This window comes from Pseudomonas sp. Sample_21, from assembly GCF_004307525.1.
Classification (GTDB): Bacteria; Pseudomonadota; Gammaproteobacteria; order Pseudomonadales; family Pseudomonadaceae; genus Aquipseudomonas; species Aquipseudomonas atacamensis.
This window is the reverse complement of sequence record NZ_RCNZ01000003.1, coordinates 1-14,614: the sequence shown is the minus strand read 5'-3', so window position 1 is coordinate 14,614 and position 14,614 is coordinate 1. Positions and strand designations below refer to the sequence as shown.

Below are 14,614 nucleotides of genomic sequence, written 5' to 3'. Positions count from 1 at the left end.
ACCCGCGACACTCCGCGCCTTGCGGTCAAACTTTTACTGATCGCCAGCAACGCGGAAGGTGATGTTGATGCGCCGTTCGCCCAAGAGCGGGTGATGGCCGGGTTTGATTGGCAGCACGCCGTGATAGCGCAGACGGTCCACGCCGCCCCAGACCACCATGTCGCCATGCAGCAGCGGGATGCGCCGGGTTTTATCGCTGCGTTCGAAACCGCCGAACAGAAACATTGCCGGCAACCCCAGCGACAACGAAACGATGGGCGCGGCATAGCCCTTTTCGTCCTTGTCCTGATGCAGCGACATCTTGGCGCCGGGGACGTATTGGTTGATCAGGCAGGAGTCGGCCTGAAAACCCGGGAAGCCGGCGCGTTTCGCCGCCTCGTGCGCCAGATCGGCAAACACCGCCGGCATCGACGGCCACGGCAAGCCGCTGAGTGGATCGACGCTGGAATAGCGGTAACCGCTGCGATCGGTAATCCAGCCCAGCTGCCCGCAGCTGCTGGTGCCAACCGACATGCTGAAGCCGCCGGGGGTAACCATGTGGCGCAGCGGGGCGGCGGCGAGAATGGCTTCGAGCTCGTTCAGCAGTTGCTCGACCCGTGACAAGGCAAAACCGCGCAGCACCCACGATTGCTCGCCGATCTGCTCGGCGCGTGGTTGCTGCACGGGTTCGTTGTCGGCGAACAGGTCGAACGTGGTTGGGTGCATGGTGTTGGTTACAGCGCTTTGCTGACTTTGATCTCACTGAGTTCTTCGTCAGCGTGCATTTTCTTCAGCGCCGCTTTCGCTTCCTCGTCAGTGCCGGTTTCCAGTTCGGCGAACTCGAAACGCTGTTCACCGTCCAGTTTGTACTTGATCACGTATTTGGTTTTTTGCGCCACGGTCATGTTTCCCTTTCAGAATAGGCTGCGCGTCTCAGCTCAGTTTAGTGCTGGAACGACGGATGATCTTGATCGAATGGGTCAGCGTCGGCTTGCGCGTGACGCTGATTGCGCGGCGGTTGACGGTGTCGATGGTGATGTTCCAGAAGCCGGTGCTCGGCGCGGTGATACGCGCCGGAAACGTGTCGAACGCGCCGCCGTGGTAGGTGTGACGGCCGCCGTTTTTGAAGCTGCGGAAGTTGGCGTCGTTCATCAAACGGATGTTGCACATCTGCGAGCATTGAATGACGACGATGTCGTCTTCGTTGAGGTGCTCGCGCTGGTGAATGAATTTCATGGCGCCTCCAGAAGGGCTTTTTCTACTAAATCAAAACGATAGCTTGTCGATGGGCGCAGTTTATCAGCCCGCACGGGTTATTATCTGGCCGTCGGGCGTTGCTTTGACAAATTTTGAACAGAACTTCGCCACGGCAGGCGGGTTAAATGCACAAGGCCCCGGAGAAAAGCGGCATTTGTGCTGTCGGACGGTCTTTAACGGAGGATTTATATGAAGTGGGGTGTGGTGTGTGTGCCGTTGATTCTGGCGATGGCCGGTTGTGCAAATGTTTCCGAAATCAATGAAACACTGCCAACCATGAGCGTGATCTCCGGCAAAAAACCCCAGGAGTATGCGCAGTGTCTGACCGACAAGCTCGCTGACAGTCGTGGTGCGTTGCAAGTCCAGCCGCAGAAGGACGGTGTACGAGTCATCGTTCCCGGCAAACTTTCGTCAGGCCCGGCAGCCGTGTTTGATATCGAGGATCGCGCCGGCGGCAGCAGCATCAAGCTGCATGAGCGCATGTCCAACGTGCCGGTTCGCCCTCGCGATGTACAGAAAGCCGCGAACGCCTGTATTTCCGGCTGATAGACTAGCGAACATCAGCACCCGATGCCGTCACAGTCCTGCTGTGGCGGCATTGTCATTTATGGAGTCGCGATGAAGCGAGAGCATGTGCGGGAGCGCCACGCAGAGGGCCTTATCTCTGCCACCCATGTCATCCAGAACCCGGCGAATCCCGGTGAATGGATCGTGTTTTTCAAGAAGAGTGCAGGTCGCAGCTATTTTTTGGTGGATGACAATGACGAAGTCGAGTCCTTCAATCGCCTCGACGATCTGATCGAGGTCGTCCGTGGCCTCGGGATCAAGTTCGCCGAAATCCACATGTAAGGCTTACTTGCAGACGACCACGACGTTGCGGGTCTTGTAATTGCCAACGTCAACGCCCAGGGTTTTGTCATCTTCCTTGGGCGCCGGCGTGCCATCGGTCCCGACGATGCGATAACCGGTGCCAGCGCAGGAGGCATCGGCCTTTTCGTAGCACATGGCCCAGGAGTTGGCTTCGCCGGAACAGTCGATGCTCAGACCCTGTTCGCCATTGTTCAGATAGGTGGGCTGCGAAGTGGCACAGCCGCTCAATACCAATACCGCGAGAAGCGGCTGCAGTTTGTTCAGGTTCATGGTTGCGTGATCTTCAAGTGGGGGACTGGTTGCTCTGACAGCGCCGCGATGAAAAGGTTATAGCGATTGGCCACTTGTTTGCCAACAAGGCACAAAAAAGCCCTGCGTTCTGGCAGGGCTTGGCGCAAGTGCTGGCAGGATCAGTCTTGATCTTTACCACGGCGCTTGGAAGAAGCAGGTGTATCGGTGAACACCGAGGCTACATCCGTCGCCATCTGCTCGCTGTCGAAAGGCCCGGCGATATGTTCGCCGTTGGTGGTGGTCAGCGTCCACTTGCCGTCTTTCTTGTCGATCACATACCCGTTGATGATTTTTACCGCAGCCATCTGGTCATTCTCGTTCGCTGGTTCAAAGACGCCATGATAGCGGCAAATGCTCGCATTGGGGGCTGATAAGCGTATGGTGATCCTGTTTGCCCGAATCTTGAGCTACGCTGATTCCGCCGCTGAAATACCCGGATGGAACTATCCGCGCGAATATTTCTCTATGTTGGCATCGGTTAGCCAGCGCGGGGCATTGTAAGGCGCACGCCGCCTGATTAGACTGCCTCGAAACTCGTACACACAGCCTTTTCAAGGACTTATATGATCAAGAAATGCTTGTTTCCAGCAGCCGGTTACGGCACTCGCTTCCTCCCAGCGACCAAAGCCATGCCTAAAGAAATGCTGCCGGTGGTAAACAAGCCACTGATCCAGTACGGCGTTGAAGAAGCACTGGACGCGGGCCTGACTGAGATTTCCATCGTCACTGGCCGTGGCAAGCGTGCTCTGGAAGACCACTTCGACATCAGTTACGAGCTGGAAAACCAGATCAAGGGCACCGACAAGGAAAAGTACCTGGTTGGCATCCGCAAGCTGTTGGACGAGTGCTCGTTCTCCTACACCCGTCAGACCGAAATGAAAGGTCTGGGCCACGCGATCCTGACTGGCCGCCCGCTGATCGGTGACGAACCGTTCGCCGTGGTCCTGGCGGACGACCTGTGCGTCAACATCGATGGCGACGGCGTGCTGACCCAGATGGTCAAGCTGTACAAGCAGTTCCGCTGCTCGATCGTCGCTATCCAGGAAGTCGATCCGCAGGAAACCAACAAGTACGGCGTAATCGCTGGCGAAATGATCCGCGATGACATCTACCGCGTACACAGCATGGTCGAGAAGCCTAAGCCGGAAGACGCGCCGTCGAACCTGGCGATCATCGGTCGCTACATCCTGACCCCGGACATCTTCGACCTGATCGAACAGACCGAGCCAGGCAAGGGCGGCGAAATCCAGATCACCGACGCCCTGATGAAGCAGGCCCAGAACGGCTGCGTGATGGCCTACAAGTTCAAGGGCAAGCGTTTCGACTGCGGTGGCGCTGAAGGCTACATCGACGCGACCAACTTCTGCTTCGAAAACTTCTACAAGACTGGCAAAGCTTACTGATAGCGTTTGCCTCGTCTGCAAAAGAAAGCCACCTCCGGGTGGCTTTTTCATTTTCCGCCCTTATATGGATGGCAGTGCTTGCCCAATGGATGACTGCGGGTATGCTGATGGCCTGCCGAGGAGATAGAAATGGCCTACGATTTTGACCTTTATGTGATTGGTGCCGGTTCCGGCGGTGTGCGAGCTGCGCGGTTTGCCGCAGGCTTCGGGGCGAAAGTGGCGGTGGCCGAGAGCCGTTACCTGGGTGGCACCTGTGTCAACGTCGGTTGCGTGCCGAAAAAGCTGCTGGTCTACGGCGCGCACTTTGCCGAGGACTTCGAGCAGGCGTCCGGTTTCGGCTGGAACCTGGGCGAGGCCAACTTCGACTGGGCCACGCTGATCGCCAACAAGGATCGCGAGATCAATCGCCTTAACGGCATTTATCGCAATCTGCTGGTCAACAGCGGCGTGACCCTGCACGAGGCGCACGCGAAAATCGTCGGGCCGCACGAGGTCGAAGTCAATGGCGAGCGCTACACGGCAAAGAACATTCTGATCGCCACCGGCGGCTGGCCGCAGATTCCCGAAATTCCGGGGCACGAGCACGCGATCGGTTCGAACGAGGCGTTCTTCCTCAAAGAGCTGCCCAAGCGTGTGCTGGTGGTTGGCGGCGGTTATATCGCGGTCGAGTTCGCCGGGATTTTCCATGGCCTCGGCGCCAACACCACGCTGCTGTATCGCGGCGATCTGTTCCTGCGTGGTTTCGATGGGGCGGTGCGCAAGCACCTGCAAGAAGAATTGACCAAGCGCGGCCTCGATCTGCAATTCAATGCCGACATCGCACGCATCGACAAACAGGCCGACGGTAGCTTGAAAGCGACGCTCAAGGATGGTCGTGTACTCGAAGCTGATTGCGTGTTCTACGCCACCGGTCGGCGTCCGATGCTGGACAATCTGGGCCTGGAAAATACCGATGTTCAGCTCGATGATAAGGGCTTCATCAAAGTCGACGACGAGTATCAAACCACCGAGCCGTCGATTCTGGCGCTGGGCGACGTCATTGGTCGCGTGCAGCTGACACCGGTTGCGCTCGCCGAAGGCATGGCCGTGGCGCGGCGCCTGTTCAAGCCGGAGCAATACCGCCCGGTGGACTACAAGATGATCCCGACCGCCGTGTTCAGCCTGCCGAACATCGGCACAGTCGGTTTGAGCGAAGAAGAAGCGCGTGAATGTGGTCACGAAGTGGTGATTTTCGAAAGCCGCTTCCGGCCGATGAAGCTGACCCTGACTGACTGCCAAGAGAAAACCCTGATGAAGCTGGTGGTCGACGCCAAGACCGACAAGGTGCTTGGCTGTCACATGGTCGGCCCGGACGCTGGCGAGATCGTGCAAGGTCTGGCGATCGCCTTGAAGGCCGGCGCGACCAAGCGCGACTTCGACGACACCATCGGGGTGCACCCGACGGCCGCCGAAGAGTTCGTCACCATGCGCACGCCGGTCAGCGCTTAAGCGTCTTTCGCTTTGGTCGAGTCTGGCGCTGCCGCAACGGCAGCCGCCAGACGCTGGCTGTCCTCAAGGCTCGCCTGGGCCTTGAGCAACTCCTTTTCCAATGACTGATTGAGCTGCGTCTGTTCGTCGACGCTCTGCTTGAGCGCCTGGCTTTCCAGCGTCGCGACGCGCAGACGTTCCTGGAGGAGGGTGCGCTCGCTATCCATGCGCGTCGCCTGCTCGAGCAATTGGTCCTGCCGCTGATTGCTCTGCTTGAGCTGATCCTGCACCAGATTCAGCTCGCGCTGGGTGCCACGGTTTTCGGTAAGCAGGCGTTCGTTGTCACGGTGCAACTGTGTGATCTCATCCTGACGCACCAGTGCACTCTGCTGAGCTTGACGCAGTTCCGCCTGAATCTGCTGAAGCTGCCCTTCGTGGCGGGACTGTTCCTGCTCGCGCTGTTCCTTGGTGGCGTTACGGTAATGCTCCAGCGCATCGCGAGCGTGCAAGTGTTTTTCTTCCAGTGAGCGGATCTGCTCGTCCTTGTCCTGCAAGCGCAATTCAAAATCGGCCAGTGCCTGGTTGAGACCGGCGTTGCGCGTTTGTTCGGTTTGCAGCATCGAGCGGGTGTTACTCAGCGCCTCGGATTCGCGTTGCAGTGCGGCGCCTTGAATGTCGTGATCGTGCTCGAGTTTTTCCAGCGCCTGGCGAACCTGTTTCAGCTCGGTTTCCAGTGCTTCGCGTTGCTCTTCGAACTGTTCGCGGGCTTGCTCGATGGGCTCCTGCGCCTGTTCTTTCAGGCGCTGGGCGAGGCGAGAGACGAGGGCGGTCAGCTCATCATCGATCGGTTCGGCTGACGCTTCTGCTGGTTGTGCGCCGTCATCCAGTTCTTTCAGGTAGCGATGGATCGTGGTTTTCGAGCCGGTGTTGCCCATTTCAATGCGTACTGCATCGATGCTTGGGTGTTCGCCGCGAGCCAGGATCGCTGTGCGCGCGATTTGCACCAGTGCTTTGGTAATGCCGCCACGGGCCATGTGAACTCCTACGGTTACGTACTGTGGTACATGCCACTAAAGTACGCAGTGTACCATGCTGAAAATATAGGTAAATATTTGAATTAAAACACGCGGGATATACTGGTATTACCCAATGTCAGGCGGCAAAATGCGCACCTGCATGAGTGAACCCGTACACAAGCGAGAAAACTGCCCATGAGTGACATCGATCGATATCTGCAAGCCGCCACCCGGGACAACACTCGCCGCAGCTATCGCATGGCTATCGAGCATTTCGAGGTGACGTGGGGCGGATTTCTCCCGGCTACTGCCGACAGCGTTGCGCGCTATCTGGTGGAGCACGCCGGGGTTCTGTCGATCAACACCCTCAAATTGCGCCTGTCGGCGCTGGCGCAGTGGCACAACAGTCAGGGCTTTGCCGATCCGACGAAGGCGCCAGTGGTGCGCAAGGTGTTCAAGGGCATTCGTGCACTGCATCCGGCGCAGGAAAAACAGGCCGAACCGTTGCAGTTGCAGGATCTGCAACGAGTGATCGATTGCTTGGAACAGGAGGCGCAGACGGCCCGCCAGGAACAGGACCGCCCGACCTTGCTCAAGGCGTATCGTGATCGCGCGCTGATTCTGTTGGGCTTCTGGCGCGGCTTTCGCAGCGACGAATTGTGCCGTTTGCAAATCGAGCATGTGCAGGCGAGTGCTGGCAAGGGCATCACTTTGTATCTGCCGCGCAGCAAGGGCGACCGGGAAAACCTCGGACAGACCTATCAGGCCCCAGCGCTGCTCAAGCTGTGTCCGGTGCAGGCTTACATCGACTGGGTTACCGAGGCCGCGCTGGTACGCGGCGCAGTTTTCCGAAGCATTGATCGGTGGGGCAATCTGAGCGAGGAGGGCTTGCACGCCAACAGCATCATTCCGCTGCTGCGCCAGGCCTTGCAGCGCGCCGGGATTGCCGCCGCCAACTACACCAGCCATTCACTGCGGCGTGGCTTTGCCACATGGGCGCATCAAAGCGGCTGGGATCTTAAATCGTTGATGAGTTACGTCGGCTGGAAGGACATGAAATCCGCCATGCGCTATGTTGAGGTCAGCCCATTCCAGGGAATGGCTCGGATTATGGATAAGCCGGAGCAAGCGTAGAGATCGTTTTCTTCTATTAATACAGTCAGCTAATAGCGAAAACAAATCAGCAGTATCAGGTTTGCCAATGAGCCTTCCGTCGAGTGAGTGGGTAGGATTCCACCCATCAACTTCATAACCCCTGACGGAGAGTCATCGATGCCTATCATCAACAGCCAAGTAAAACCGTTCAAAGCTACCGCGTTCAAAAACGGCGACTTCGTTCAAGTCTCGGATGCTGACTTGAAAGGCAAGTGGTCTGTAGTGTTCTTCTACCCAGCCGACTTCACCTTCGTTTGCCCAACCGAGCTGGAAGACCTGGCCGACAACTACGCTGAGTTCAAGAAGCTGGGCGTGGAAATCTACAGCGTTTCGACCGACACCCACTTTGCTCACGCTGCCTGGCACAACACTTCGCCAGCCATCGGCAAAATCGAATACACCATGATCGGCGACCCGACCCACGTCATCTCGCGCAACTTCGACGTACTGATCGAAGAAGCTGGTCTGGCTGACCGTGGCACCTTCGTGATCAACCCTGAAGGCCAGATCAAAATCGTTGAACTGAACGATGGCGGCGTTGGCCGTGACGCTTCCGAGCTGCTGCGCAAGATCAAGGCTGCTCAGTACGTCGCTGCACACCCAGGCGAAGTTTGCCCGGCCAAGTGGAAAGAAGGCGAGGCCACTCTGGCTCCGTCGCTGGACCTGGTCGGCAAGATCTAAGTCTGTGACATGCAACGCAGGGCGGCACGCCGCACCTTCTTAAGTTAGCTGCACCGCCCAATAAAAATGCCCGGGCGAGATTCGCTCGGGCTTTTTTTCGCCTCAAATAAAGGAAATCGCCCGTATGTTGGACGCCAATCTTAAAGCCCAGTTGAAATCGTACCTGGAACGGGTCACCCAACCGATCGAGATCGTTGCATCCCTCGACGACGGTGCGAAATCCCGTGAAATGCTGGACCTGCTGAAAGACGTTGCCAGTCTTTCGAGCCAGATTACCTTGATCGACAGCGGTGACGATGCCCGCAAGCCATCGTTCTCGATCAACCGCCCGGGAGCCGACATCAGCCTGCGTTTCGCCGGCATTCCAATGGGCCACGAATTCACCTCGCTGGTGCTGGCCCTGCTGCAAGTCGGCGGCCACCCATCGAAAGCCAGTGTTGAAGTCATCGAGCAGATTCGCTCGCTCAAAGGCGAGTTCAGCTTCGAGACTTACTTCTCGCTGTCTTGCCAGAACTGCCCGGACGTCGTCCAGGCGCTGAACCTGATGGCCGTGCTCAACCCGAACATTCGCCACGTCGCCATCGACGGCGCGCTGTTCCAGGACGAAGTCAACGATCGCAAGATCATGGCCGTGCCGAGCATCTACCTCAACGGTGAAAACTTCGGCCAGGGCCGCATGGGCCTGGAAGAAATCCTCGCCAAACTCGACACCGGCGCCATCGTGCGTCAGGCCGAGAAGATCAGCGCCAAGGATGCCTTTGATGTGCTGGTTGTTGGTGGTGGCCCCGCTGGTGCTTCGGCGGCTATTTATGCCGCACGTAAAGGCATCCGCACCGGTGTTGCGGCTGAGCGCTTTGGCGGTCAGGTGCTTGACACCATGGCCATCGAGAACTTCATTTCCGTGCAGGAAACCGAAGGGCCGAAACTGGCCACGGCGCTGGAAGAACACGTCAAGCAGTACGACGTCGACATCATGAACCTGCAACGCGCCGACAAGCTGATCCCGGGCAAGAACGGTGAGCTGCATGAAGTCCACTTCGCCAGCGGTGCAACTTTGAAAGCCAAGAGCGTGATCCTGGCGACCGGCGCGCGCTGGCGCGAAATGAACGTTCCGGGCGAGCAGGAATACCGCAACAAGGGCGTGGCGTACTGCCCGCACTGCGACGGCCCGTTGTTCAAAGGCAAGCGCGTGGCGGTGATCGGCGGCGGTAACTCCGGCGTTGAAGCGGCCATCGATCTGGCCGGTATCGTGTCGCACGTAACGTTGCTGGAATTCGACGTGCAACTGCGTGCCGATGCCGTGCTGCAACGCAAGCTGCACAGCCTGCCGAACGTCACCGTGATCACCAGTGCGCAAACCACTGAAGTCACCGGCAATGGCGAGAAGGTCAACGGTCTGCGTTACAAGGATCGCACCACAGATGAGCTGCGTACGGTTGAGCTGGAAGGCATCTTCGTGCAGATCGGTCTGCTACCGAACACCGATTGGCTGAAGGGCACCATCGAGCTGTCGCCGCGTGGCGAGATCATTGTCGATAATCGTGGCGAGACTTCGATCTCGGGGATCTTCGCAGCGGGTGACGTGACGACTGTGCCGTACAAGCAGATCGTGATCGCAGTGGGCGAGGGCGCCAAGGCTTCGCTGAGTGCGTTCGATCACTTGATCCGGACTTCGGCCCCGGCGTAACTGCCAGGTCGAAAACGAAAAAACCCATGAGCGATCATGGGTTTTTTATTGCGCGTGGAAAGCCACCCCTCACCCCAGCCCTCTCCCGAGGGAGAGGGAGCCGACCGAGGTGTCTGAAGTCATCCATCGACCTGAGAGAGCCGGTCGATTATGGATTCACCGCCAATCGTTCAAGTCGGCGTAATTCTCCAACATCCCGCAATCAGTCCCCTCTCCCTCTGGGAGAGGGCTAGGGTGAGGGGCTTTCAGCTTTTACAGCGGCACAGGCTGAATGATTTCAACCCAGTAACCATCCGGATCCTTGATAAATGCCAGGCTCTTCATCCGGCCATCGGTCAGACGCTTCTGGAAATCGCAACCCAGCTCTTCAAAGCGTGCACACGCTGCGACGATGTCCGGCACCGAAATGCAAATGTGACCAAAGCCACGCGGGTCGGTGTTGCCGTTGTGATAGGCGAAGTCGGCATCGTTTTCGGTGCCGTGGTTGTGGGTCAGTTCGAGAATGCCCGGGATCGATTTCATCCATTCGGTACGCGCAGCGTCGTCGGACGGGATCTGTGATTTATCGACCAGCGCGAGGAAGTACAGGCTGAACTCGGCTTCCGGGAAATCACGCTTCTCGACCAGCGAGAAACCCAGTACGCGGGTGTAGAAATCCAGCGACTTGGTGATGTCCTTCACGCGCAGCATGGTGTGGTTGAACACGAAGTTGCGGGTTGCGCTGTCTGGCGTGGCAGTCACGCCGGGGAAAGTGTTCAGTTCGTTGAGGCTCATGGGCCCTCCAGTAACAAATGGGCGAGTGAATGGGCGCAATGATACGCATGCCGGCCGGCATCGCCAAATGCAAGGCGGGCTTGCCCTGCGCGAAGGCGGGGCTCAGACTTTGCTTTCTATCCATGAGTGCGTCCGGCAATGATCCGACTGTTGAAATCCGTGTTTGTTTTTTTTGCTTTGTCGTCGGCTGTGGTTTTACCCGTAATGGCCGAACCAAGTATCACTTGGCCGACGGGCTGGGAGGTTGAAGCGTTGCCGGAAACCGCGCCGCCAGTCTCGCGGCAACGGGCGGTGAAGCTCGACGCCGACGGCAATCAGGTGATGGTGATGGAGTTGACGATGACGCACGTGGAGGCGGGGCATCAGGTCAATTTGCAAGGCGTGCTGCTGGAAATGCGCAAATCGATCCAGAAGGATTTCTTCCGCAGTGGTTATCAGAGCGTCTGCAACAGAATTCATCCGGCTGCGCTCGGCTCATTGTCCGGGCTGGAGACGACCTGCACGGTCACCGAGAACGGTCGACACGTATTATCACAAACGTTGGTGGCAGCTGTGGAAACAGACAAGGCTTACGTACTTTCATATGCCGGTCAGGCCGACGTTTATAAGGCGAGCGCCGACGATATAGAAGCGGCGCGCAACAGCCTGAAATTATAAACGTTCGTACTAACTCGCAGCAGTTCGCTTACCGGAAAGGATTAAGCAGATAGTTTGATCAAGCGCTCGAGGTAACATGGCGCAGCAAAATGTTTAGCCTGATGATTCAGAAGCGTTACACAAATTTCCAACTTGTTCGATGAAAATCATTTCATTTGTTAGATATTGTCAATAAAAAAGCCCTGCATCAGGCAGGGCTTTTTGTTGGCGTCAGATTAACCGCGCAACCATGAATCCACGGTGGCTGCACCGTACTGCTCTTTCCAGGCTTTCAGACCGCGATGGTTGCCGCCCTTGGTTTCGATCAGCTCGCCAGTGTGCGGGTTCTGATAAACCTTGACCACGCGAGCGCGGCGGGTCTTGGGCGCTGCGGACTGCTGCAGACCGGACTTTGCCGGGTTTGGATCAAGGATGGCGATGATGTCTTTCAGGCCTTTGCCATAGGTTTTCATCAGTCCCTGGAGCTTTTCTTCGAATTCGATTTCTTTCTTCAGCCCGGCATCGTTCTTCAGCGATTCCAGCTGTTTGAGCTGTTCCTGAAGGGCCTTTTCAGCTGCGCGAAATTCAGCGAGTCTGGACAATATCTTTACTCCAATAGTGTGTTTGGCTGATACCAACCGCAAACAAAGCTATAAGCCAAGAGCCTGGAAGCGACTCGGTGATAATTGGCTCACCTGCCAGTCTGGCTCAGGTTGAAAAAATTGTAGTAGTTAATGCGACAAGAGTAAATCCTGATGTTGTCGCCATGTAACAACAATGACTTTTTGTATCAATTTGGTGCAGTTGTTCGGCGGGCAGTGTCGGCGATTTAATGATGAGTTAATGCTTCGAGGAAATCAGCGCCAGGCATCGGTCTACCGTAGAAATAGCCCTGCAAAAAGTTAACGTTATGCTCGGTCAGGTAATCAGCCTGGGCCTGAGTTTCGACACCTTCGGCAACAATGCCCAAGTCCAGTTTGGCCGACAGTTCAATGATGGAGTCGAGAATATGCCTCGATAGCGCGTCTACGCCGATCATGGCCACGAAGCTCTGATCGATCTTTAGAAAGTCGACGTTGAAGGTGCGCAGATAACCAAGGCTCGAGTGTCCGGTACCAAAGTCGTCGATCGCGATTTTTACTCCCAGTGCATGCAATTGCTCAAACAACTGAAGCGTGATGTCGCTCGGCTCGATCAGTTCGCGCTCCGTCAATTCCAGCACCAGTTCGACGCTGCCTGGCGCAAATGCCGCCAGGAGGTCACGACAATCCTCGACCAGTTCCAGATCCTGGCAGTGGCTGGCGCTGATGTTGATGCCGATATGGAAAGGCTTGGCGAAGTTCACAGAAGGTGGTCCCAGCAGGGCCGCAGTCTGTTGCATCAGAGCGCGGGTCATCGGCACGATCAGGCCTGAGTGCTCGGCAAATGGAATGAACAGATCCGGGCGTACCAGCCCCTCTTTCGGGTGATTCCAGCGCATCAGCACTTCGGCACCCGACCATCGCTTGCTGTCGCCGTGAACCACGGGCTGGAAGTACGGAATGAATTCCCCGGCCTCGAGTGCGCGCATCATTTCGTGGCTGGGCGAGGTCGATCGCTTCTGAACGAAGTGGCCAATGGCACCGGAAATTGCACCGAAGAAAATCAACAGACTGAACAGCGGAGGGTATTCAGCCGCCATGTAGCGCCGGACTTCGCCCTTGGGGAAACCCGCCGACACTTTGAAGCCGTAACGCTCGGATTCCAGCAGGCTGTGCGCGACCGGCGGGGCAGGCAGTGATCCCTGATGAACTTTGCCGTCGGCGGACAGCCAGTTATCGCCCACTTGCAACGTCAGTAATGTCTGGCGGCCGATCAGGCGCAGGATGTTGCTCAAGTGATAGCCATCCAGAGTGGTCAATGCGCCACCGCGACCGTCGCTGATACGGTAGATCAACAATGCCGTATCAGGCGTCACCGGATTGCCGTTCATCAACCACAGTTTGCCTTGATGATAGTCCCCGGCATTGACGGCTTCCTGGAACGCCCCGAAGAGTGAGCTGCAGTAGAGATTGTTGTCCCAGACCAGATTGGTCGAGCGCACGAAGGGGCGGCGGGTCACTTGTTCGCGCAGGGCCAGTTTCACCTCTTCGCAATTTTTCCCGGCAAGCGGCAGCAGGACCCGAGCGGCTTCTGCCGTGTTATCGAGCATTAGATCGAACTGTCGCAGCGCTTGTTCGGCCGTTTCCCCGGCACTTTGCTGCAGTGTGCGTTCTGCCTGCATATAAAGAATCCCACTGCCCAGCACGATCGGCAGCAGACCGCTGAGCACAGTCACGGCGATTCGGGTCCTGCGTTTGCGGCGGGTTCGACGGGTCAGCGGCATGGACACATCCTGTGGTTTAGAAATCCGACCCGATAAACAATTGAGCCAGAGGGGAGAATAGATCGCAGATGGCTCTTGCGCCGTACGAAAAAAAGCGGATTTTATACAGAGGGCAGACAGGTCCCGTTACGCTGTGTAGAATCGATTTACGCATACAATAATAATCGTCTTCTGGCAGCAGAAGCCTCGCCCGCAAGAGCCTTGGGTCGACAATGAAGATATTCGGGTTCCAACTGATCTACGGAGACTTCCTCGCGCGCAGCGTGCGTGGCATCTCCTGTGCGCCTCCCTCTACATCACTTTCCTGACAAATAACCCTGGTTAATTGATAAGAAATGATGAGGCGTCACCATGGCAGATTTATACGAAAACCCAATGGGCCTGATGGGCTTTGAGTTCATCGAGTTCGCAGCGCCGACTCCCGGCACGCTGGAGCCGATCTTCGAGATCATGGGCTTCACCAAAGTCGCGACCCACCGTTCCAAGAACGTGCACCTCTATCGTCAGGGCGCGATCAACCTGATCCTCAATAACGAACCCAACAGCGTCGCCTCGTACTTCGCCGCCGAACACGGCCCGTCCGTTTGCGGCATGGCGTTTCGCGTGAAGGATTCGCAGAAGGCCTATTCCCGCGCACTCGAACTCGGCGCTCAGCCGATCCACATCGAAACCGGTCCGATGGAGCTTAACCTGCCGGCGATCAAAGGCATCGGCGGCGCGCCGCTGTATCTGATCGACCGTTTCGGCGAAGGCAGCTCGATCTACGACATCGACTTCGTGTTTATCGAAGGTGTTGATCGCAACCCGGTTGGCGCCGGCCTGAAGATTATCGATCACCTGACCCACAACGTTTATCGCGGTCGCATGGCGTACTGGGCGAACTTCTACGAGAAGCTGTTCAACTTCCGTGAAATCCGTTACTTCGACATCAAAGGCGAGTACACCGGTCTGACTTCGAAAGCCATGACCGCACCGGATGGCATGATCCGCATCCCGCTCAACGAAGAGTCGTCCAAGGGCGCCGGGCAGATCG

The 14,614-nt window shown here is 57.1% G+C and carries 18 protein-coding genes; 9 read left to right on the top strand and 9 right to left on the bottom strand.

All coding sequences use genetic code 11. The annotated features are described in order from the left end of the window. Nucleotides 1–33: 33 nt before the first annotated feature. From alkB to D8U71_RS00465, 3 genes are read right to left on the bottom strand one after another with little or no spacing between them, the layout of a single operon-like run. Nucleotides 34–705 (bottom strand): DNA oxidative demethylase AlkB, encoded by a 672-nt coding sequence (gene alkB, locus D8U71_RS00470; RefSeq protein WP_130886935.1) that lies wholly within the window; start codon nucleotides 703–705, stop codon nucleotides 34–36. An 8-nt stretch (nucleotides 706–713) separates the two neighbouring features. Beyond that, nucleotides 714–884, bottom strand: a complete 171-nt coding sequence (locus tag D8U71_RS28270; protein WP_024013125.1) for a hypothetical protein — start codon at nucleotides 882–884, stop codon at nucleotides 714–716. 28 nt (nucleotides 885–912) lie between these two features. Continuing rightward, nucleotides 913–1,215 carry a DUF1883 domain-containing protein gene (locus tag D8U71_RS00465; RefSeq protein WP_007912251.1) on the bottom strand — a complete coding sequence of 101 codons (303 nt, stop codon included), beginning with the start codon at nucleotides 1,213–1,215 and terminating at the stop codon, nucleotides 913–915. A gap of 210 nt (nucleotides 1,216–1,425) precedes the next feature. On the opposite strand from D8U71_RS00465, the gene D8U71_RS00460 reads away from it, so the two are divergent. Together D8U71_RS00460 and D8U71_RS00455 are read left to right on the top strand one after the other, a co-directional pair. Further along, on the top strand, nucleotides 1,426–1,782 hold the full coding sequence (locus D8U71_RS00460) for a hypothetical protein (RefSeq protein WP_016774925.1): 357 nt from the start codon (nucleotides 1,426–1,428) through the stop codon (nucleotides 1,780–1,782). A 72-nt stretch (nucleotides 1,783–1,854) separates the two neighbouring features. Next, complete coding sequence (locus tag D8U71_RS00455; RefSeq protein WP_016774924.1) at nucleotides 1,855–2,085, top strand: hypothetical protein; 231 nt, start codon at nucleotides 1,855–1,857, stop codon at nucleotides 2,083–2,085. Nucleotides 2,086–2,088: 3 nt separating this feature from the next. Here D8U71_RS00455 and D8U71_RS00450 read toward each other — a convergent pair whose 3' ends face one another. Continuing rightward, entirely contained in the window at nucleotides 2,089–2,376 is a 288-nt protein-coding gene (locus D8U71_RS00450; protein ID WP_071172599.1) for a hypothetical protein, read from the bottom strand. 140 nt (nucleotides 2,377–2,516) lie between these two features. Continuing rightward, nucleotides 2,517–2,702 (bottom strand): hypothetical protein, encoded by a 186-nt coding sequence (locus D8U71_RS00445; RefSeq protein WP_016774922.1) that lies wholly within the window; start codon nucleotides 2,700–2,702, stop codon nucleotides 2,517–2,519. Nucleotides 2,703–2,960: 258 nt separating this feature from the next. On the opposite strand from D8U71_RS00445, the gene galU reads away from it, so the two are divergent. Further along, a complete protein-coding gene (galU, locus tag D8U71_RS00440) occupies nucleotides 2,961–3,800 on the top strand; it encodes a UTP--glucose-1-phosphate uridylyltransferase GalU (protein ID WP_024013124.1) in 840 nt (279 codons plus the stop codon). Nucleotides 3,801–3,929: 129 nt separating this feature from the next. Continuing rightward, a complete protein-coding gene (gorA, locus tag D8U71_RS00435) occupies nucleotides 3,930–5,288 on the top strand; it encodes a glutathione-disulfide reductase (protein WP_130886934.1) in 1,359 nt (452 codons plus the stop codon). Here the strand turns inward: gorA and D8U71_RS00430 are convergent. Then, entirely contained in the window at nucleotides 5,285–6,301 is a 1,017-nt protein-coding gene (locus D8U71_RS00430) for a DNA-binding protein (protein WP_130886933.1), read from the bottom strand. The genes gorA and D8U71_RS00430 overlap by 4 nt on opposite strands. Nucleotides 6,302–6,478: 177 nt before the next feature. Here D8U71_RS00430 and D8U71_RS00425 point away from each other — a divergent pair, with 177 nt between their 5' ends. The 3 genes from D8U71_RS00425 to ahpF all read left to right on the top strand — a co-directional run bounded on the left by D8U71_RS00425 (nucleotide 6,479) and on the right by ahpF (nucleotide 9,806). Further along, complete coding sequence (locus D8U71_RS00425) at nucleotides 6,479–7,417, top strand: site-specific integrase (protein ID WP_130886932.1); 939 nt, start codon at nucleotides 6,479–6,481, stop codon at nucleotides 7,415–7,417. Nucleotides 7,418–7,555: 138 nt separating this feature from the next. Then, nucleotides 7,556–8,119 (top strand): alkyl hydroperoxide reductase subunit C, encoded by a 564-nt coding sequence (gene ahpC / locus D8U71_RS00420; protein WP_016774916.1) that lies wholly within the window; start codon nucleotides 7,556–7,558, stop codon nucleotides 8,117–8,119. A gap of 124 nt (nucleotides 8,120–8,243) precedes the next feature. After that, nucleotides 8,244–9,806 carry an alkyl hydroperoxide reductase subunit F gene (ahpF, locus tag D8U71_RS00415; RefSeq protein ID WP_130886931.1) on the top strand — a complete coding sequence of 521 codons (1,563 nt, stop codon included), beginning with the start codon at nucleotides 8,244–8,246 and terminating at the stop codon, nucleotides 9,804–9,806. A gap of 252 nt (nucleotides 9,807–10,058) precedes the next feature. Here the strand turns inward: ahpF and gloA are convergent, their stop codons facing one another. Then, complete coding sequence (gene gloA, locus D8U71_RS00410; RefSeq protein WP_125927571.1) at nucleotides 10,059–10,580, bottom strand: lactoylglutathione lyase; 522 nt, start codon at nucleotides 10,578–10,580, stop codon at nucleotides 10,059–10,061. 138 nt (nucleotides 10,581–10,718) lie between these two features. On the opposite strand from gloA, the gene D8U71_RS00405 reads away from it, so the two are divergent. Continuing rightward, nucleotides 10,719–11,237 (top strand): DUF4946 domain-containing protein, encoded by a 519-nt coding sequence (locus D8U71_RS00405; RefSeq protein ID WP_125927572.1) that lies wholly within the window; start codon nucleotides 10,719–10,721, stop codon nucleotides 11,235–11,237. Between the two features lie 215 nt (nucleotides 11,238–11,452). Here the strand turns inward: D8U71_RS00405 and D8U71_RS00400 are convergent, their stop codons facing one another. Beyond that, entirely contained in the window at nucleotides 11,453–11,818 is a 366-nt protein-coding gene (locus tag D8U71_RS00400) for a histone-like nucleoid-structuring protein, MvaT/MvaU family (RefSeq protein WP_016774912.1), read from the bottom strand. A 227-nt stretch (nucleotides 11,819–12,045) separates the two neighbouring features. After that, nucleotides 12,046–13,581 carry an EAL domain-containing protein gene (locus tag D8U71_RS00395; RefSeq protein ID WP_125927573.1) on the bottom strand — a complete coding sequence of 512 codons (1,536 nt, stop codon included), beginning with the start codon at nucleotides 13,579–13,581 and terminating at the stop codon, nucleotides 12,046–12,048. Between the two features lie 351 nt (nucleotides 13,582–13,932). On the opposite strand from D8U71_RS00395, the gene D8U71_RS00390 reads away from it, so the two are divergent. Further along, nucleotides 13,933–14,614, top strand: a 682-nt coding sequence (locus tag D8U71_RS00390; RefSeq protein ID WP_177434869.1) for a VOC family protein, incomplete at its 3' end; no start/stop codon positions are given.